The 18,677-nt window shown below is 73.6% G+C and carries 13 protein-coding genes; 6 read left to right on the forward strand and 7 right to left on the reverse strand.

Annotation, left to right across the window (positions count from 1 at the left end):
- Nucleotides 1-53 precede the first annotated feature (53 nt).
- Nucleotides 54-602, reverse strand: a complete 549-nt coding sequence (locus tag ACFOSY_RS10755; protein ID WP_394306526.1) for an SDR family oxidoreductase — start codon at nt 600-602, stop codon at nt 54-56.
- Nucleotides 603-741: 139 nt separating this feature from the next.
- Between ACFOSY_RS10755 and ACFOSY_RS10760 the strand changes: the two genes are divergently transcribed.
- A complete protein-coding gene (locus ACFOSY_RS10760) occupies nt 742-4,053 on the forward strand; it encodes a BTAD domain-containing putative transcriptional regulator (RefSeq protein WP_394306527.1) in 3,312 nt (1,103 codons plus the stop codon).
- A 61-nt stretch (nt 4,054-4,114) separates the two neighbouring features.
- Here the strand turns inward: ACFOSY_RS10760 and ACFOSY_RS10765 are convergent, their stop codons facing one another.
- Together ACFOSY_RS10765 and ACFOSY_RS10770 are read right to left on the reverse strand one after the other, a co-directional pair.
- Nucleotides 4,115-4,309: a hypothetical protein gene (locus ACFOSY_RS10765; RefSeq protein ID WP_394306528.1), complete on the reverse strand. Its 195-nt coding sequence runs from the start codon at nt 4,307-4,309 to the stop codon at nt 4,115-4,117.
- A 404-nt stretch (nt 4,310-4,713) separates the two neighbouring features.
- Nucleotides 4,714-5,514 (reverse strand): SDR family NAD(P)-dependent oxidoreductase, encoded by an 801-nt coding sequence (locus tag ACFOSY_RS10770; RefSeq protein ID WP_394306529.1) that lies wholly within the window; start codon nt 5,512-5,514, stop codon nt 4,714-4,716.
- A 169-nt stretch (nt 5,515-5,683) separates the two neighbouring features.
- Between ACFOSY_RS10770 and ACFOSY_RS10775 the strand changes: the two genes are divergently transcribed.
- Nucleotides 5,684-7,060, forward strand: coding sequence for a cryptochrome/photolyase family protein (locus ACFOSY_RS10775; RefSeq protein WP_394306530.1), 1,377 nt, complete (start codon nt 5,684-5,686; stop codon nt 7,058-7,060).
- Between the two features lie 158 nt (nt 7,061-7,218).
- Here the strand turns inward: ACFOSY_RS10775 and ACFOSY_RS10780 are convergent, their stop codons facing one another.
- The gene (locus ACFOSY_RS10780) at nt 7,219-7,953 is read right to left on the reverse strand and encodes a glycoside hydrolase family 11 protein (RefSeq protein ID WP_394306531.1); all 735 of its coding nucleotides are present in this window, start codon (nt 7,951-7,953) and stop codon (nt 7,219-7,221) included.
- Nucleotides 7,954-8,527: 574 nt separating this feature from the next.
- Between ACFOSY_RS10780 and ACFOSY_RS10785 the strand changes: the two genes are divergently transcribed.
- From ACFOSY_RS10785 to ACFOSY_RS10800, 4 genes are all read left to right on the forward strand, one after another.
- Entirely contained in the window at nt 8,528-12,046 is a 3,519-nt protein-coding gene (locus tag ACFOSY_RS10785) for an ALF repeat-containing protein (RefSeq protein ID WP_394306532.1), read from the forward strand.
- On the forward strand, nt 12,043-12,432 hold the full coding sequence (locus tag ACFOSY_RS10790; RefSeq protein ID WP_394306533.1) for a hypothetical protein: 390 nt from the start codon (nt 12,043-12,045) through the stop codon (nt 12,430-12,432). Before ACFOSY_RS10785 ends, ACFOSY_RS10790 begins: the two co-directional genes overlap by 4 nt.
- A 75-nt stretch (nt 12,433-12,507) precedes the next feature.
- Entirely contained in the window at nt 12,508-13,011 is a 504-nt protein-coding gene (locus ACFOSY_RS10795; protein ID WP_394306534.1) for a hypothetical protein, read from the forward strand.
- Between the two features lie 34 nt (nt 13,012-13,045).
- Nucleotides 13,046-15,253 carry a trypsin-like serine protease gene (locus ACFOSY_RS10800; protein ID WP_394306535.1) on the forward strand — a complete coding sequence of 736 codons (2,208 nt, stop codon included), beginning with the start codon at nt 13,046-13,048 and terminating at the stop codon, nt 15,251-15,253.
- Between the two features lie 123 nt (nt 15,254-15,376).
- Here ACFOSY_RS10800 and ACFOSY_RS10805 read toward each other — a convergent pair whose 3' ends face one another.
- From ACFOSY_RS10805 to ACFOSY_RS10815, 3 genes are all read right to left on the reverse strand, one after another.
- Nucleotides 15,377-16,024 carry a superoxide dismutase gene (locus ACFOSY_RS10805; protein ID WP_394306536.1) on the reverse strand — a complete coding sequence of 216 codons (648 nt, stop codon included), beginning with the start codon at nt 16,022-16,024 and terminating at the stop codon, nt 15,377-15,379.
- Nucleotides 16,025-16,155: 131 nt separating this feature from the next.
- Nucleotides 16,156-17,721: an alpha/beta hydrolase gene (locus tag ACFOSY_RS10810; RefSeq protein ID WP_394306537.1), complete on the reverse strand. Its 1,566-nt coding sequence runs from the start codon at nt 17,719-17,721 to the stop codon at nt 16,156-16,158.
- A 284-nt stretch (nt 17,722-18,005) separates the two neighbouring features.
- Nucleotides 18,006-18,674 (reverse strand): potassium-transporting ATPase subunit C, encoded by a 669-nt coding sequence (locus ACFOSY_RS10815; RefSeq protein ID WP_394306538.1) that lies wholly within the window; start codon nt 18,672-18,674, stop codon nt 18,006-18,008.
- Between the last annotated feature and the right edge of the window lie 3 nt (nt 18,675-18,677).

The raw sequence follows: 18,677 nt of genomic DNA on the forward strand, positions 1-18,677 counted from the left end.
GAATGTGCTCCAGGTTCGGATGGGATGTCGGGGAATGAGCGGGGCCCGTCGGTTCAGGGGGTGCCGAGACCGCCGTCGACGGGGAGGCGGGCGCCCGTGGTGAACGTCGCCTCGGTGGCGAGGAACAGCGCGGCGCGGGCCACCTCCTCGGCGGCGCCGAGCCGACCCAGCGGGGGCAGGGGTGCGGCACCGGAGCCCGGCGCCTCGATACAGCCCGGCGCCACGGCGTTGACGCGGATGCCGCGCCCCGCCAGCTCGGCGGCCAGCGCCCGTACGGTGTCGGGGCACGGCGTCGGCGAGGTCAGCACCAGCGCACCGCCGTCCCGGAGGTGACCCAGCAGGGGCCGTGCGTCCGGGACGGCGCCGGCGAAGAGCAGGTCGACGCCGTCGCCGGCGTGGGCGGCCAGGGCGGCCTCGACACCGGACGGGTCGAGGACCCGCGCGGCCGACCCCAGTTCGGCGACGGCGTGCGCGCGCTCTTCGGGGGTGCCGGCGGTCAGCGTGACCGTGGCTCCGCCCTCCACCAGACGTTTGGCGACGGCCAGACCGATGGCGCCGGACCGGCCCACGACGAGGGCCTCGGTGTGTGCGTACTTGGTCATGGGTGCCTCTGCCTCCGTCCACGGTGCCCGTTGCCGGCCGTGGGACGACTGTGCGCGCGGAGGGTTCGGGGGACGTTCGGAAAACCTTCGGGCCGTCGCCGCGCCCGGTGGCGTGGGGGCGGCGGGTACGGTGGCGCCCATGCGGTTCGGGGTACTCGGTCCACTGGTGGTGTGGGACGGCGAGGGTCGGGAGGTCAAGGTCCCCGAGGCCAAGGTTCGCGCGCTGCTCGCGGACCTGCTCGCGCACGACGGGGCGCCCGTCTCCGCCGACCGGCTCATCGACGACCTGTGGGGCGAAGTGCCGCCCGGCCGCCCGTCGGACGCCCTGCGCGCCAAGGTCTCCCAGCTGCGGCGCGTGATCGGCCGGGAGCGGGTGGTGCGGCAGCCGCCTGGCTACCGGTTGCGGCTCGACGACGGCGACGAGGTGGACGCCGAGCGCTTCGGCACGCTGGTGGCCGAGGCCCACGCTGCCGACGCCCCCCGCACCCGTGCCGCGCTGCTCACCGAGGCGCTGGACCTGTGGCGGGGGCCCGCCTACGCCGACTTCGGCGACGCCGCCTTCGCACAAGGGCCCGCGCTGCGGCTCACGGAACAGCGGTTGTCCGTGCTGGAGGCGCGGGCGGAGGCCCGGCTGGAGACGGGCGGGCACGCCCTCCTGGCCGGCGAACTGGCCGACCTGGTGGCCCGGTACCCGCTGCGGGAGCGGCTGCGTGCGCTCCAGATGCGGGCGCTCTACGCGGCGGGCCGGCAGAGCGAGGCCCTCGCCGCCTACGAGGACCTGCGCGGACGCCTCGCCGAGGAGCTGGGCGTCGACCCGAGCCCGGAACTCGCCGCCCTGCACGAGGCGGTGCTGCGGCAGGAGGTGGGGGCGGGGGTGACGGGCCCTGTGCGGGCCGTCCGGGGCGACGCCGCGAGGACGGACTCCGTGCGCTCTGGCAGCACAGCCGCGCCCTCCCGCCTGCCCGTCCCCCTCACCCCCCTCGTCGGACGGGACGACGCCCTCACCCTCCTCTCCCAACTCCTTGTCGTCTCACGGCTGGTGACCCTCACCGGCCCCGGCGGCGTCGGCAAGACGCGGCTGGCCGTCGCGGCTGCCGCCGCCGTCGAGCGGGACGGCACGGACGCCGTCCGCCTCGTGGAGTTCTCCGGCCTCCGTACCGGCACCGCCGCCGACCTCGCGCAGGTCGTCGCCGCCGCCCTGGGCGTCCGGGACGACGCCCCCGCCCCGTTGCCGGGCACCGGCTCCGCCACTGCGTCGCTGCCGCACCGCCTGGCCGCCGCGCTGAGCGACCGCCACGCCCTGCTCGTCCTGGACAACTGCGAGCACGTCGTCGACGCCGCCGCCGAACTCGCCGGGCTGCTGCTCGGTTCCGCCCCCGGCCTGCGCATCCTCGCCACCGGGCAGGAACCGCTCGGGCTGCCGGGCGAGGCGGTGTTCCTGGTCGAGCCGCTGTCGCCCGAGGACGCCGTACGGCTGTTCATGGAGCGGGCGGCCGCCGCGTCACCCGGCTTCCCGCGCGACCCCGACGCCCCGGACGAGCCCGACCGGCGGGCGATCGCCGAGATCTGCCGCCGTCTCGACGGCATCCCGCTCGCCCTGGAACTCGCCGCCACCCGCGTACGCGCGCTGGGCGTACGGGAGTTGGCGGCGCGGCTGCACGACCGGTTCCGCGTGCTGACGTCCGGGCGGCGCGGCGCCCCGGCACGCCAGCAGACGCTGCGGGCGGTGATCGACTGGAGCTGGGAGCTGCTCGGCGCACCCGAGCGCATCGTGCTGCGTCGGCTGGCCGCGCACCGCGACGGCTGCGACCTGGAAGCCGCCGAGGCGGTGTGCGCGGGCGACGGGGTCGCCCGGGAGGAGGTGGCCGGCCTCGTCACCCGGCTGGTGGACCGGTCGCTGGTGGTGGTCGCGGACGGTCCGACCGGGCCGCGGTACCGGCTGCTAGAGTCCGTCGCCGCGTACGCCGTCGAGCGGCTGCGGGAGATGGAGGACCTCGCCGCCGTACGGGACCGGCATCTACGGCACTACCGCGAACTGGCCGAACGCGCCGAGCCGTTGCTGCGGGGCGACGGGCAGCGGGCGTGGCTGGCACGGCTGGACGCGGAGGCGGGCAACCTGCGGGCGGCACTGGACGAGGCGGTGCGGCGCGCGGAGGCGGGCGAGCCGGAGGACGCGGTGCGGCTGGCCACGGCGCTGGCGTGGTGGTGGCTGTTGCGCGGCCGGCTCACCGAGGCCCGTCGCAGCCTGGCCGCGGTGACGGCGGTCTCCCCGGACGACCCGGCGTACGCCGAACTCGGCCTGCTGCACACGGCGTTCGCGCTGCTGACCGGCGACCGTACGGTGGTCGGCGGGACACCGGCGGCGGGCGGCTCCGGCGCGGGCGACCGGCTGGCGGCGGCCGGGGACGCCGTGCCCGACCCGGTGCGGCGGGCCCGGGCGCTGTGGCTGTGCGCGTACGGCCTGTTCAGCGCGGGCGACGCGGACGACGCCGAGAAGCTGAACGACCACGCCCTCGCCCTGTCCACCGACGCACGGGACGACTGGGGCACGGCCGCCGCCCTTGGATTGCGCGCCACGCTGGCGCTGGTCCGCGGGGACCTCGCCGGACTGGGCCGCGACGGTGGACGCAGCGCTCGTGTCTTCCGTGAACTGGGGGACCGCTGGGGTGAGTTGCAGACGGTGTCGCCGCTCGCCGCGCTCGCCGAGATCAAGGGCGAGTACGCGGACGCCGAGCGGCGTCAGCACGACGGGCTGCGCATGGCGCGGGAGTTGGGCCTGGAGGCCGAAGTGTCCGCGCGGCTGTCGGGGCTCGGCCGGCTGGCGCTGCTGGCCGGCGACTGGGACCGGGCCCGCGAGCTGCACGAGCGGGCGCGCCGCATCGCCGTCGAGCAGGGCTACAAGTACGGGGAGATCCACTCCGGGATGGGACTGGCGCTGGGCGCGCGACGCTCGGGCGACCTCGACGCGGCGGAGGCGCACCTGCTGCGGCTGCGGGACGCCTACTCTCATGTGTCGTCGGACTCGGGTGACCACCTGCTCCGCGCCGAGCTGGGCTTCGTCGCGGAACTGCGCGGCGACGCGGACATGGCGGTGGCGTACCACGAGGAGAGCCTGGAGATCGCCCGCACACTCGCCGAGCCGCGCGCCCTGGCGCTGTCCCTGGAGGGACTGGCGGGCGCGGCGGCCCTGTCCGGTACCGCGACGGGGGCGTCCGCGGCGGCGGTCCTGCTGGGCGCGGCCGCCGCGGCCCGCGCCGGGGCGGGGGCGCCTCTGCCACCCGCCGAACGCGGCGACGTCGACCGGATCACCGGGGCGGCCAGCGCGGTGCTGGGTTCGCCGGCGTTCTCGGAGGCGTACGCGCACGGTGGGACTCTGTCCCCGGAGGAGGCGGTCCGCCACGCCCGCACGACGGGGGCGCTGCCGGTGCGGGGCGCCCCGCAGCCGCCGTGACCTGACGCCCACGCGAGGGGCGCGCCGTCGTTCACGGCGCGCCCCTCGCGGTCAGCACTCCTCAGGCCGGATGATCCGGCTGCTGCTCCGGCGGCTTGCCGCCACCCCGTCCGCCGCCCTTGTTGCCGCGGTCGGTGCCGTGGTCGTGGCCGCCCGCGCCCCGGCCGGGCTGGGACGCCTTGCGAGCCTCACTGTCCTGCGGTGTGGCCGCACCCTTGTCGCTGCGCCGCAGCTCGGGCTGTTGCGGGTTCGACATCGGCTTCCTCCTTGAGACGCCTGCGGGTGTGCGGTTCACGGGTGACGCGTGCGGACACTCCAAAACACGCGGGATGCCCCTCCAGGGGCGCGGAGAACTGCGCGACCCCGTGGCCGTGGCGGGCGCGCCGAAACACACGGGGTGCGGCAGGCGCCTCCAGGGGCGCGGGGAACTGCGCGACCAGCCACGACCCGGCCCGCACCCGGCGTACGACAGTCCCCGGCACCCCGGTGGCCGTGGGGGGCGAGTTGCACAACCCGGCGCTCACGGGGTGCCGCCCCTAGCAGCACGACTGCCCGCAGTCGACAGGGGCGCGGGGAACTGCGCGACCAGCCACGACCCCGCCCGCACCCGGCGTGCGACAGTCCCCGCCACCCCGGTGGCCGTAGCAAACGGGTCGCGGGTCAGTCCCGCGCACCATCCCCCGTCCCCGGCTCCGCCAGCCGCCGATGCGCCGCCGCCTTGACGCCGTCGGGCAACACCTTCCCCGCCAGCCCCTGCGCCTTGGTCATCAGCGACCCGGTGACCGCCTTCTTCTCCCCCTTCACGATCGCCTCGAACGCCTGCTCGGCGACCTGAGCGGCCTCGTCCTTGTTCATGGTGCCGACGCGGGTGTCGTCCGCCATGTCCGCCCGGTCGAAGAACTCCGTCTCCGTCGGGCCCGGCATGAAGGCGGTGACCGTCACCCCGGTGTCCTTCACCTCCTCCGCCAGCGCCTGCGCGAAGGACTGCACGAACGACTTGGACGCGTTGTAGACCGGCTGGAAGGAGCCGGGCATCTGGGCGGCGACGGACGACGTGAAGGCGAGCCGTCCTTCCCCGCGCGCCACCATCGCCCGCAGCAGCGGCTTGGCCAGCCGTACGGTCGCGGTGACGTTGAGGTCGATGACCTCCTGGTCGTCGGTGAGGTCGGTGTCCACGAAGGCGCCGCCCTGGCCGACCCCGGCGTTGAGGGCGGCGACGTCGACGGTCAGGCCGTCGAGCGCGTCGAGGAGCAGGAAGCGTCCCTCGCCCGTCCGCAGGTCGGCGCGTACGGCGCGGACCTCGGTACCGGACTCGCGCAGCTGCCGGGCCGCGGCCTCCAGCTCCTCGTCCTCGGCGTTCACGACGAGGTCGTAGCCGTGCGACGCGAACTGCCGGGCCAGCTCGAGGCCGATGCCACTGGACGCGCCGGTGATCAGTGCGAGGGGCCGTGTGTCAGTCATGCCGGACGAGTAACCCCACCCGCCCAGGTCACGCACCCCGCCCGCGACGGGCGACGTTTACCGCGTACGTTTCCCGCGTACGTTTCCCGCGCACGTTTCCCACGCACCCGCTCGGGTTACTCGCGCCTCATGCGTCACTCCCGGCCGCGGACGTGAACGAGGTGGCACCGTGACCGTCTCCGTGGTCCTGTTCACCGCCGATCTGCGCCTGCGCGACCACCCACCCCTGCACGCCGCGCTGCGCTCCGCGGACGAGACAGTCCCCCTGTTCGTCCTGGACCCCGGCATCCGTGCGGCCGGCTTCGACGCGCCGAACCGGCGGGCGTTCCTCTTCGACTGCCTCCGTGACCTCGACGCCTCGCTGCGGCGTCGCGGCGGCCGGCTGGTGCTCCGCTCGGGGCCGGTCGAGCGGGAGGTCGGCGCGGTGGCCGCCGCGTGCGGGGCCGCCGAGGTCCACATGGCCGCGGGCGTCACCGCGTACGCGCACCGCCGTGAAGAGCGGCTGCGCCACGCACTCGGCGCCGCCGGCGTGGCACTGCGGGTGCACGAGGCGGTGATCACGGCCCTCGCCCCGGGTGCCGTGACCCCGGCCGGCTCGGACCACTACGGCGTGTTCACCCCGTACCTGCGCCGCTGGTCCCAGGAGACCCTGCGCACGCCGCTCGCGGCGCCCCGTGCCGTACGCGTCCCCGACGGGGTGCGCGGCGAGCCGCTGCCCGACCGCGCGGACGTGTCCGGCACCTCCCCCGGTCTCCCGCCCGGAGGGGAGACGGCCGGCCGGGACCGGCTCGCGCGGTGGTCGCGCTCCGGGGGCATGGCCGCCTACGCGGACCGGCACGACGACCTCGCGGGGGACGCCACGTCGCGGCTGTCGCCGTATCTCCACTTCGGGACGCTCTCCGCGGCGGAAGCGGTCCACCGGGCGCGCGGGCAGTCAGGTCCGGGCGCGGACGCTTTCGTGCGTCAACTGTGCTGGCGGGACTTCCACCACCAGGTGCTGGCGGCGCGCCCCGAGGTGTCCTGGCGGGACTACCGCACCCGCGACGACCGGTGGCGCGGCGAGGACGACGCCGCCGGGGACATCGCCGCGTGGCGGGAGGGGCGTACCGGCTATCCGATCGTCGACGCGGCCATGCGCCAGCTGCGTCACGAGGGCTGGATGCACAACCGGGCGCGCCTGCTGGCGGCGAGTTTCCTGACCAAGACGCTGTACGTCGACTGGCGGATCGGCGCCCGGCACTTCCTGGATCTGCTCGTGGACGGCGACGTCGTCAACAACCAGCTCAACTGGCAGTGGGCCGCCGGCACGGGCACCGACACCCGCCCCCACCGTGTCCTCAACCCCACGGTGCAGGCCCGGCGGTTCGATCCGGACGGCGCCTACGTACGCCGCTGGGTGCCCGAACTCGCGGACGTCGACGGCGCGCGGATCCACGAGCCGTGGCGTCTCCCGCCGGACCGGCGCGACGCCCTCGGCTACCCCGACCCGGTGGTCGATCTCGCCGAGGGACTCTCCCGCTTCCGCCACGCCCGCGGCCGGGACTGAGCGGATCGGCCCGTGCGGACGGCCGATACGCCACTCCCCGGCCGGCGCCTCGCTATGCGAGACCGCCGGCCGGGGAGTGCATCCGGGTCCGGGTCCGAGCCCTGGCCCGGTCCGAGCCCGGGTCCGGGTCCGAGCCCGGGTCCGGGTCCGGACCAGGCTCAGCCGGAGACGGTGATCGTGGAGCTGCCGCTGCTCTGGTAGCCCTCGGTCGCCATGATCATGTAGTACCTGAACTGTCCCAGGTTCATGCCCGCGCGCGCCCAGGCGTCGAAGTGGTTCCCGGTGGTGATGGTGCCGGACCCGCTGGTCACCTTCTGCTGCCGGACGCTCCAGTACTGGTCGAAGGTGCGGGTGCCCTCGACGGACGGGGCGTTGTACCGGGTCGTCTTGTAGATGTCGTACGTGCCGCCGTCGCTGTACACGGTGCCCCGGTACTCACCGGTGGGCCGGTAGCTGCCCCAGTTGTCGACGATGTAGTACTCGACGAGCGGGTTGGAGGTCCAGCCGTAGAGGCAGCCGTAGCCGTTGCCCGACGGGTTGAAGTAGCCGGTGTACCGGACGGTCCTGCGCCCGCCGTTGCCCCAGCCCTTGCCGGCCACGAAGTTGCCGCAGTTGGTCCACCGGGTGCTGTAGCTGCCGCCGCCGTTGAGCGTCATGGAGACGGAGCCGCCGCCGTCGGTCCAGAACGAGTAGTACATGCCGTCGTACCCGGTCTGGTTGGTGGTGATGGTGGTGGCGGCGTGCGCGGTGCCGGGCAGCAGCAGCCCGGACCCGGTGACGACCGCGGCGGCGCCGGCCCCGGCGCCGACGAGGAAACCGCGCCGGCTCAAGCCGCTGAAGGGGGCGGGGTTCTGCTCGTTCCCGTTCTCGAACCGCTTGCCGTCCTGGTTCATGCGTCCTCCCGATGAAGGCTGGTGGGGGGCCGGGTGGCTGCTGCCGCCCGCGGCCTTGCATGGCCGGCCACCGTCCCCGGGCGTGGGAGGCCGGGGACGGAGGTCGGCTGTCGTGCGGTGGCCACAGTGTTCGTAGAGCGACATGAGCGTGTCAACAGTTTCGGCAGCCTTTCGGAAACTTCTTCTCCGCGATCGAGACCCCACGCGCGCCATCGCCGCAGGCCAGGCACCATGTCCAGCGAGCACCTTCAGCGCAATGCGTGCACGCCGCAGTGATTGCGACGCAACCCTCTGCGCAAGCAACGAAAGTTTCGAAGGTCCACAACGACGCACCGCCCCGCCGAAACCTGCCCTCCGACGATTTGATCAAGAAATGCCACAGGCCGAAACACATCTTTACCCAGCGCACTACAACCGTTTCTCTACGTGACGCACATCACCGCGCGTAACCGTGGGTTAACCCTGTTTCCACCCCTTTTTCGCGTTGGACGGGCCGCCAAGATCCGGTTTCCATAAGGGCGTTGAACCGCGGGGGGTGGCGGGACGTCCCCTCGGAGCCGAGAAGGGGGTCTCGATGCCACAAGCACGGGAGATATTCAGCAGACGCCAGTCACTGGCCATCCTGGGCGGGATCGCGGCAGGTACCGCGATGCCCCTGGGGGTGTTCGGGTCGCTGCCCGCCTACGCGGCGGACCCGGTGCCCGCCGACGGTGGCGCGGGGCTGCCCGACACCGACCGCGCCAAGGTCGTGCGGGCGTACCGGACGGGCGGTCGCGCGGTGCGCACGGCCGCCGCGGCGGCGCTCGTGGGCAACGCGGACGCGATCGCCACGTTCCTCGGCGAGCGGCTGCCGGCGGCCACCGCCGAGGACAACCGGTTCACCCTCACCCAGGCCCTGGTCAGCGCCGGCAAGGCGACGCGGACGGGGATCGGACAGGCGCTGTCCGGCGGGGAGGCGGCGGTCGCCGCCTACCTGGCCGGCGGCTTCCAGTCGGCGGTGCACGAGGACCTGCGGGTGGCCGTCACCACCGTCAACGCGCACGGCGGCAAGGCCGTGAAGCGCGAGTCCTCCGAGGCGCTGACGGCCGGTACGGACTTCGCGCTGCGGTCGTTCCTCAGCACCGGACAGTACGACGCGCTCCACGAGGACCGGCGCGTCCAGGTCACCACCATCCTCGTCACCGCGTCGCCGCAGGTGCGGGAGTACGCCGAGCGGGCGCTCGACGACGGATCGCCGCGGGCGATCCAGTGGTTCCTGACGACGGGGCAGTACATCGCCCGGGCGCGGGACGAGGAGTCGGCCACGATCCAGCAGTTGGTCAAGATCGTGGAGTCGGAGGGCGCGCTCGCCGAGCGCAAGACCGACGAGGCGGTCGAGCTGTCGCAGCAGGCGGTCGAGGCCGCCGAGAAGGCCAAGGCGGCCGCGCTGGAGGCGAAGGCCGAGGCGCAGGCCGCCGAACAGGACGTGCAGCGCTCGGCGAAGGCGGCGAACAAGGCGGCGCGGGCCGCCCAGGGCGCCGCGGCCGCCGCGTCGACCGCGGTGTCCGCCTCGCGCACCGCGCAGGCCGCGGCCCGTCGTTCGGTGTCGGCCGCGAACGCCGCCGCCGCGGCTGCCGCCGCCGCGGGGCGGGCCGCGTCACGCGCCTACCACGCCGCGATCAGCGCGTCCAAGAACGCGGGCATGGCGGAGGCCGCCAACCAGGCGGCGCAGGCCGCGACGGCCATGGTCAACTGGGTCCGTACCGTGGCCGCGAAGGCCCGGCTCGCGGCCCTCGCCTCCGACGCCGCGGAGGCCGCGGGCAACGCCGCCGCGGGTGCGGCGGTCAACTCGGCCGCCGCCGCGCGCGCTTCCGCCGACGCCGCCGCCGCGTCCGGCGCCGCGCAGTCCGAGGCCGCCGAGGCGCAGCGCCAGGCCGCGATCGCGGAGGCCGCGGCCGGCCGGGCCACCGCGGCCGCGAGCCGGGCCTCGACGCTGTCCCGCAGGTCGGCGGCCGCCGCGCGTACCGCGGCCGACGCCGCCGACAGCGCGGCCGACCACGCGGACAAGGCGGCGGCCGCCGCCAGGGAGGCGGCCGCGAACGCGGGCAAGGCCGTGGACTACGCCAACCGCTCCACCGCCGCCGCGAACGCCGCCGTCGAGGCCGCGAACAAGGCCTACGACGCCGTCACCGAGGCCCGGGAGGTCGAGGAGGAGGCCCGGGAGGCCGAGATCGCCCGGCTGAACGAGGAGACCGAGGAAGCGATCGAGGTCGCCCGGCAGCAGCGGCGCGAGGAGACCGACCGTCTGGAACGCGCCAACCAGGAGCGCACGCAGCAGTCGCGCCTCTCCGAAGAACTCCTCGCGCTGATCACCGCGATGGACACGGCGTTCGCCGAGGGCCGCACCGGGGAGGCCGTGGACAAGGGGCGGCAGGCCGCCGTCCTGCTCCTCGACCGGTCAGGCACCTGGACCCGGGAGGCCGCCGAGTTCGCGCTGGCCGGCTCCGACGAGGACGTCCTGCGGTGGATCGAGGCCGACCGGCTGATCGCCCTGGAACAGGACAACGCGGAGAACGCCGCGGCCGTCGCCGCGATCTCCACCCGCAAGGTCGCCGAGGCCGCCGCCGCGGCGCTGGGCACCGAGGACGCCGCCACCGTCAGGACGTTCCTGGAGAAGGGCGCGGTCGAGGCGGCCCGGGACGACAACGAGGTGGAGGTCACCACGCTCCTCGCGGACCCCACCACCGGCACCGCCGTGCGGAGGGCCGCCGAGGCCGCCCTGGAGGACGGCTCCGCCGAGGCGCTGCACACCTTCCTGCACGTGGAGCGCGCCGCGGCCGTCCACGAGGACGACCGGGTGGCGGCCACCACGCTCCTGACGTCCGGCGGTCCCTACGTACGGGCCGCGGCGCAGGTCGCCCTCGAGGGTGACACGCACATGCTGCGCCAGTTCATCGGGACGACGCAGTACGAGTTCGCGCGCATCGACCACGATCACGCCACGCACATCAGCGCGATCCGCGCTGCCATCGCCCGGGCGGCCAAGGTGGCGCAGGACGCGCTCGAGGACGCGGCGTACGCGTCCGAGGCGGCGGCCGTCGCCCGTCAGGCCGGCGAGGACGCCACCAAGTGGGCCGACGCGGCCAAGGGCTGGGCGGAGGACGCCAAGGTCTCCGCCGAGGAGGCCCGCCGGAACGCGGAGGCCGCCGAAGCGTCCGCCGCCTCCGCCGCCCAGTCCGCGCAGACCGCGGCGAACGCGGCGGCGACGGCACGCCAGGCGAGCGCCGTGGCGCGGGACGCGTCCAACCGGGCCGTGCGCTCCGCGTCCACCGCCGCGGCGTTCGCCGCGGACGCGCAGGCCTCCGCGACGGCGGCCCGGCAGGCGGAGCTGGCGGCGGGCAAGTCGTACGCCCAGGCGGCGAAGGCCGCCACCGAGGCGCGGATCCTGGTGATCCAGGCCGCGATCCGGCAGGCGATGCAGGACGCCATCGACAACGCGAAGGTGCCGATCGACGGTGAGACCGGGCTGCCCGAGGGGGCGGAGAGCTGTCTGACGCCGTTCGGGGACCCGATCGAGCACAGCAACAGCAGCAACCCGTGGGAGCTGGGCTGGAGCTGGCTGACCGGCGACGGCCCCCGCTCGCAGTGCTTCGGCCCGAACGACGAGTTCACCCGTCTCTACCGCGAGCACGCGCACACCAGGGGCGTGATCGACTACTTCCTCCGCGAATGGCAGCGCACCGGGAAGTACCAGCTGGGCCACACCTACATGTACGACTACAAGCTCAGCGGATTCGACGGCGTCGGCAAGTACCTCACCGACTACGGCACGCTCACCACGGCAGGGCTCACCGGCAACCTCGCGTACACGTTCCTGGGCTCGCACCAGGTCCGGATGACGCCCGTCCGGGAGAACGCAGACGGCTCCGTCACCTGGCGCTACACCGCGTACAACGAGTCGGACATCGAGTCGGCGACGCACCCCCCGGTGATCGGGTACACGGACCTGTGGAGCGACACCGTGGGCGCGCTCGTCGACAAGATCGTCGGAGACGAGGGACCGTTGTCGCCCAAGACCCAGGTGATCGAGTTCGACGTCACCCTGGGCCCGTGACGCGCGGGAGGGCACGGGCACGGTGGCTGTCCGCCGTGCTCGCCTCGTCCGCCCTGCTCGCCTCGGGGTGTGCGGGCGGGATCGACCCGCAGCAGCTGCCCGGTGTGTACCGGAACGACGACGGCGGGCGGATCGAGCTGTCGGCGGACGGGACGTTCTCGGCCACCCGGGTGACGACGGCCGAGGGCGCCGATCCGGCCGACTTCAGCGGCAGCTGGGACTACGAGGACCCGGACACGTCCGACGACTTCGTGTACCTGGGCGTGGAGGACGGCGGGCTCGGTACCACCGGCGGGATCCAGCTCTACGTGGAGGACCAGGACACCCTGTACTTCCAGCTCGATCCCGACGGTCCGGTCACGCGGACGTACGACAGGGCGGACTGAACCGCCCGCTTCCTCATGGGCGCGAGCCCAAGAACTCCGACCCTTTCAGGACTGTTCCGACCTTCTAGGACTGTGATGAAGACACGCAACGCACTCGTGCGCCTTCTGGGCGCCGCGGCCACCGCCGGCGCGCTGGCCTGGGCCGTGCTCGCCCAGGGCGACGCCGGCGCCGCCGGTTCCCCGGCCGAGGCCGTCGCCGACGCCGCGCCCGGCTACGCCGTCGAGGACTACGCCTACCCGGACGCCGACAAGATCCTCGCCGAGCAGGACATCGTCCTCAAGCGCGGCGACGGCCACATCGTGCTCGCCGAATGCACCGACAGCACCGACCTCCTGCGGTTCCTCGCCCGTGACCGCGAGGACGTCTGCTTCCAGGTCACCGCCGACACCGGCTTCCTGACCCTCGAACTGCCCGCGGTGCACGGTGTGAAGACGGACGACTCCGCCAACACCCATCTGGAGATGACGGTCGAGGACGAGCAGGTCGAGTACGACATCCCGGCGGACACCTGGGAGGGCGTCGGCGAGTCCGTCGACGGCCGGGAGCACGTACTCGTCGAGATCAACGTCAGCAACTGAGCCGCCACTCCCCATGATTGAGGAACCCACCTTCATGTCCTTCGTCAGACGTCCTTCGGCGGCCTCGCTCTGCGCCGTCCTGGCCGCCGGGTCGCTCGTCCTGAGCGCGGCCCCCGCCCTCGCCGTCACCGGCGGCACACCGGTGGCCGCCTCGGACACCACGTACGCCTACACCGCGAAGATCACCGTCGGCGCCCACGACCGCGGCTGCTCCGCCGTCCTCGTCGACCCCGAATGGCTGCTGACCGCGGCCAGTTGCTTCGCCGACGACCCGGCCGCCTCGCTCGCCGTGCCGGCCGGTGTCCCCGCCAAGGCGACCACCGCCGTCGTCGGCCGCTCCGACCTCACCGGCACGCAGGGTGCCGAGCGCCGGGTTGTCGAGATCGTGCCGCGCACGGACCGTGACGTGGTGCTGGCCCGCCTCAGCCGGCCCGTCACCAACGTGACCCCGGCGACGTTCGCCTCCGGCGCGCCCGCGGCGGGCACGGAGCTGACCTTCGCCGGATACGGCCGTACGAAGACCGTGTGGGCGCCGAACCAGCTGCACACCGGCGTCTACACCGTGGACTCCGCCGCGGCTACCTCCGCGAACGTCACCGGCAAGGGCGACGTCGCCGCCTGCATGGGCGACGCCGGCGGCCCGGTCCTCTCCGGCGGCAAGCTCGTCGGCCTCACCAGCCAGTCCTCCCAGGGCGGTTGCCTCGGCACCGACGAGACGCAGACCTCCACGGCCGGTGTCGTCGCGCGCGTCGACGACCTCGCCGCCTGGGTCGCGTCGAAGGCCGGCGCCACCCGCATCGTCGACTTCAACGGCGACGCCGTCGAGGACATCGCCGTCGGCGACCCGATGGCCACGGTCGGCGGCGACACCACCGCGGGCCTGGTCCGTGTCGTCCTCGGCGGCGGCAAGGGCACCGCCGAGATCACCCAGGACCTGGACTACGTACCCGGTGGCGCCGAGGCCGGGGACCACTTCGGCAACCATCTCGCGACCGTCGACTACAACGAGGACGGTTACACCGACCTGGTGGTGTCCGCGTCCGAGGAGGACCTCGGCACCGCGACCGACGCCGGCTTCGTCGACATCCTGTTCGGCGGCAAGGACGGTCTCGGCAGCGGTCCGGCGGCGGCGCACTTCGAGCAGGGCTCCGGCACCGGCTCCATCGGCGGCGCCAAGGCCGAGAGCGACGACCGGATGGGCGCCGCCCTCGAGGCGGGCACCACCGCCGAGGGCAGGCCGTGGGTCCTGATCGGCGCGCCGGGCGAGGCGATCGGTTCGCTCGCGAAGGCGGGCGGCGCCTTCTACGTGCACGGCAACACCAGCATCGACATCAACCAGGACTCGGGCAGCGTCCCCGGCGCGGCCGAGGCGAACGACGCCTTCGGCACGGCCGTGGCGGGCGACTCCAACTTCATCGCCGTCGGCGCTCCCGGCGACGCCATCGGCGGCGACGCGAACGCCGGCAACCTGTCCGTGTTCAGCCACAAGCTGGACGCCGCCGGGCGGCCCACCGTGGTCACGGGACTCGACCAGGACAACCCGGAGTTCGGCGCCGGAGCCGAGGCCGGTGACAAGTTCGGCCAGGCCCTCGCACTGGTCGCCTACCGCCCGGCCGGCGCGGCCACCGCCACCGACTCGATCCTCGCGATCGGCGCCCCGGGCGAGGCCCTGGCGGCCGAGACCGGCGGCGCGCAGCAGGCCGGCGCGGGCAACGTGCTCCTCGTGCACGTCAAGGGCGACGGCACCTGGGAGTACATGCACGCCCTGAACCAGGGTTCCGGGACCGACGACCGCTCCGGCACGATCGAGGCGGGCGACCAGACCGGCGCGGCCCTCAGCGCGGTCAACACCGCGCCCCGCGAGGTCGGTTCGGCAGCGACCCTGAAGATCGCCGTGGGCACCCCGGGTGAGGACCTCGCGGGCGTCACCGACGCCGGCGCCGTCCACACCTTCTCCCTGCTGGGATCGGCCGGCGCCAACGACTCGTGGATCGAGGCGGGCGACGGCGACGGCGTCCCCGGATCTCCGAGCGCCGGCGCCAAGATGGGCACCAGCATCCACTTCACCCCGCGGAACCTGTACATCGGACTGCCCTACGGGCCCGCCGCCACGGGCGCCGTGCACGTCCTGCCGTTCCCGAACGCCGTGACGGGCGGCACCAGCGCGCCCGCGACCACGTACCAGCCGGGCCAGGGCGGACTCCCGTCCCACGGTGAGTACTTCGGGTACGCGGTCCGCTGACGGCACCGCACCCGCGGAAGGGCCCCCGAGCCGTGTGCTCGGGGGCCCTTCGTGGCGCCTGCCCGGTGAACGGTGAGAAGACGATCACGAGCAGGACATCTGTGCGTCCACGGCGTCACGGCGTCACGGCGTCAGCAGCAGACTGTCGCCGCGCTCCTTGGCGGCGGCGTAACGCGCGGCGACGTCCTGCCAGTTGACGACCTGCCACATGGCCTCGATGAAGTCGACCTTCTGGTTCCGGTACTGGAGGTAGAAGGCGTGCTCCCACGCGTCGAAGACCAGGACCGGGGTGGAGCCCTGGCCGACGTTGCCCTGGTGGTCGTAGACCTGCTCCACGATGAGCCGCCCGCTGAGCGGCTCGTACGCGAGCACGCCCCAGCCCGAGCCCTGCGTGGTGGCGGCGGCCTTGGACAGCTGGGCCTTGAAACCGGCGAAGGAGCCGAAGGACTCCGTGATCGCCTCGGCCAGGTCCCCCACGCCGTCCCGCGCGAGCGGCTCGCCGCCGCCCTCCTTCGGGCCGGTCATGTTCTGCCAGTAGATCGAGTGGAGGATGTGGCCCGACAGATGGAAGGCCAGGTTCTTCTCCAGCCCGTTGACCGCACCCCACGCGTCCTTGTCACGCGCCTCGGCCAGCTGCTCCAGGGTGTCGTTCGCCCCCTTCACATAGGCCGCGTGGTGCTTGTCGTGGTGCAGCTCGATGATCTCCGGGCTGATCACCGGAGCCAGCGCCGCGTAGTCGTACGGAAGCTCCGGGAGCGTGTAAAGCGCCATGTCCAACGTCCTCCGACGTTATTGCGAGTCATGTGCAACTGCACGCTACCAGCAAGAGTAGTGGCGCGGCCCCGGACTCCGCGATCGCGGCGCGCTCCACATGACGCGTCATCGAGAACCGCGCGTCACGGTCACCTGGTCCGCGGTCGGGGCTCGACCGTGCCGGCGAGTCCGCCGCCGCCCGCGGCGATGCCACCGGCGGGCCTGGCGGCGGCGAAGGGACGGGTGTCCTGTCGGCACGTGGCCCCCTCGGGCGGCAGCGCACCCGTGGTGAAGTAGCGCACGGCGTAGTCGTTCACGCACGCACTGGGATTGAGCAGGGCGGTATGACCGTAGCCCCGCAGCGTCAGCAGACGGGCGTCACCCAGTTGGCTCGTCATGGCCTCGGCCGCCTGGTAGGACGTCGCCACGTCGTAGACGGTGTTGACCACCAGGACCGGGTGCGCGGTGCGCCGGTCGAACGGACCGGTGTAGCGGTCCGCCGCCACGGCCGGCCACTGCGCGCACCACTCGTAGTCCCACACCCACCGGCGGCCGAGGTCCCCGGCACGTGCGTAGCCGAAGGCGTCGAGTTCGGGGTAACGGCCGAGGGTGCGGGGGTTGGGACTTTCCGAGCAGACCACGGCGGCCTCCTGCTCGGTTCCCGGATACACCCCCGGATCAGGGGCCGGGGCGGCTTGCGGAGCGCGGCCCTCCCACAGGGCCTGCAGCATCTCGCCGGCGTCGGTCCAGCCGGGTTCGACGAAGTAGAGGTCCTGGCGCAGGTCCGACACGGTTCGGGCATAGGTCCACGCGCCCACCGGCCGGTCCTGGAGCCGTCGCATCAACTCGGTGAACCTGGCGCGCGTCGCCTCGGGGGTACCCGCGGAGAACGTGCAGCCGGACGTCGGTGCCTGACCGCACAGGGTGAGGAACTGCTCCAAGGTGTCGGCGGCCCCCAGGTCCGAGCCCATGCGCAGCGAGGTGGTCAGCTCGGGGTCGCTCTCCATCGCGCCGTCCACGTAATTGCGCGGATCGACGTTTCCGTCCAGCAGCAGACCGCCCACCTTGTCGGGGAAGAGGTTGGCGTAGACGGCGCCGAGGAACGTGCCGTACGAGAGCCCCCAGTAGTGCAGCCGCTCGTCCCCCGCCGCCTGGCGCAGGCGGTCGAGATCGCGGGCGGTGTACGAGGTGGACACGTGCGGCAGCAGCTTGGCGGCCCGCTGCCGGCAGTTCTCGGCCAGTTCGGCCCTCCCGGCGAACCAGGTCCGTCGCTCCTTCTCGCCCACCGGGAATCCGACCGGCTGCCGTGCCCAGAAGGCCGTCGCCTCCTCGGCGCTGCCGAAACAGCGCACCGCCGTGCTGCGGCCGACACCGCGAGGGTCCCAGCTGACGATGTCGAAGCGCTCGCGCAACTCGGCCGGGACGAAGCGCTCGTACCACGCGGGAAGGGCATCCGTCCCGGCTCCGCCCGGTCCGCCGGGGTTGAAGAACAGCGAACCGACCCGTTCGGACGGACGGGTCGCTCTGCGCCGGATCACGGCGAGCTCGATGGTCTCCCCGGCGGGGCGGTCGTAGTCGAGCGGGACGCTCAGTGTCGCGCACTCGAATCCTCGCTGAGCCGGCTCCTCGCACGGCCGCCAGGCCGGCGACGACGCCTCGGCGGCGTCACCGCCCCGCACCGTGTGCGGCAAGGCCGCGGCGGTGGACAGGAGCACGCACGACAGCACCGTCGCGCAGCACGACACCGCCCTGCGGCCCCGTCTCGATATCCACGTCGGCATTCGGGGTCCCTCCGTAGATGGACGTCCGGGCCGTCTTGCCCGCGGCCCGGCCATTGCCCCTTCACTGGACATCTCGAGGACCTGTACGGCATATGGTGCACACCCGAATGGGGTACGGACGCCGCACGGGATGCTCCCCGGCGCGGTCGCGCCGCCGCCCGGTACGCCCAGCCGGCGGCCGCCGCTCCTGCCGGGCGAGGGTCAGTCGCGTACCACCGTCAGCTCCCCGCCGTGAGCCGCTCGAGGGCGATGTTGAGTTCGAGGACGTTGACGCGCGGCTCGCCCATGAAGCCGAGGGTGCGGCCCTCGGTGTGGCCGTCGACGAGCTTCCGCACCTCCGTGACGGACAGGCCGTTCCTCTCGGCGACCCGGTGGATCTGGAGGCGCGCGTACTGCGGGGAGATGTGCGGGTCGAGTCCGGATCCGGAGGAGGTGACGGCGTCCGCGGGCACCTGGGACGGGTCCACTTTGTACGTGTCCGTGGAGTTGTCCTTGACGACGGCGGCCTTGGCGTCCCGCACCCACCGCACGAGCTCTTGGTTGTCCCCGGATCGGTTGGTCGCGCCGGACAGCAGAATCTTGTACCGGGTGTTGACGGTGTTGGTGCCGAGGCCGTTCTGCGGGCGGCCCTGGAACCACTTCAGGTCCGGCGCCGGGGTCTCCTGACCCTCTTGCAGGGGCAGTTGGTACGCCTGCCCGATCAGGGAGGAGCCGACGACCCTGCCGTCCGACGTGTTCTCGGAGCCGTTCGCCTTGCCGGGGAACAGGCCCTGCGCGATGCCGGTGACGAGCAGCGGGTAGAGGACGCCGGTCACCAGGGTCAGTGCCAGGAGGGCGCGCAGGCCCGCCCCGAGCAGCCGGGCGGTGTTCGGTTCGGAGTTGTTCATTGC

Source organism: Streptomyces lusitanus, assembly GCF_042647945.1.
GTDB classification, from domain to species: Bacteria; Actinomycetota; Actinomycetes; order Streptomycetales; family Streptomycetaceae; genus Streptomyces; species Streptomyces pseudogriseolus.

Bases quoted from the DNA above. Each gene is read 5' to 3' on its own strand.
- ACFOSY_RS10800 (WP_394306535.1), top strand. From the start codon at position 13,046: ATGTCCTTCGTCAGACGTCCTTCGGCGGCCTCGCTCTGCGCCGTCCTG.
- ACFOSY_RS10785 (WP_394306532.1), top strand. From the start codon at position 8,528: ATGCCACAAGCACGGGAGATATTCAGCAGACGCCAGTCACTGGCCATC.
- ACFOSY_RS10760 (WP_394306527.1), top strand. From the start codon at position 742: ATGCGGTTCGGGGTACTCGGTCCACTGGTGGTGTGGGACGGCGAGGGT.
- ACFOSY_RS10805 (WP_394306536.1), bottom strand. From the start codon at position 16,024: ATGGCGCTTTACACGCTCCCGGAGCTTCCGTACGACTACGCGGCGCTG.
- ACFOSY_RS10795 (WP_394306534.1), top strand. From the start codon at position 12,508: ATGAAGACACGCAACGCACTCGTGCGCCTTCTGGGCGCCGCGGCCACC.
- ACFOSY_RS10755 (WP_394306526.1), bottom strand. From the start codon at position 602: ATGACCAAGTACGCACACACCGAGGCCCTCGTCGTGGGCCGGTCCGGC.
- ACFOSY_RS10765 (WP_394306528.1), bottom strand. From the start codon at position 4,309: ATGTCGAACCCGCAACAGCCCGAGCTGCGGCGCAGCGACAAGGGTGCG.
- ACFOSY_RS10780 (WP_394306531.1), bottom strand. From the start codon at position 7,953: ATGAACCAGGACGGCAAGCGGTTCGAGAACGGGAACGAGCAGAACCCC.
- ACFOSY_RS10815 (WP_394306538.1), bottom strand. From the start codon at position 18,674: ATGAACAACTCCGAACCGAACACCGCCCGGCTGCTCGGGGCGGGCCTG.
- ACFOSY_RS10770 (WP_394306529.1), bottom strand. From the start codon at position 5,514: ATGACTGACACACGGCCCCTCGCACTGATCACCGGCGCGTCCAGTGGC.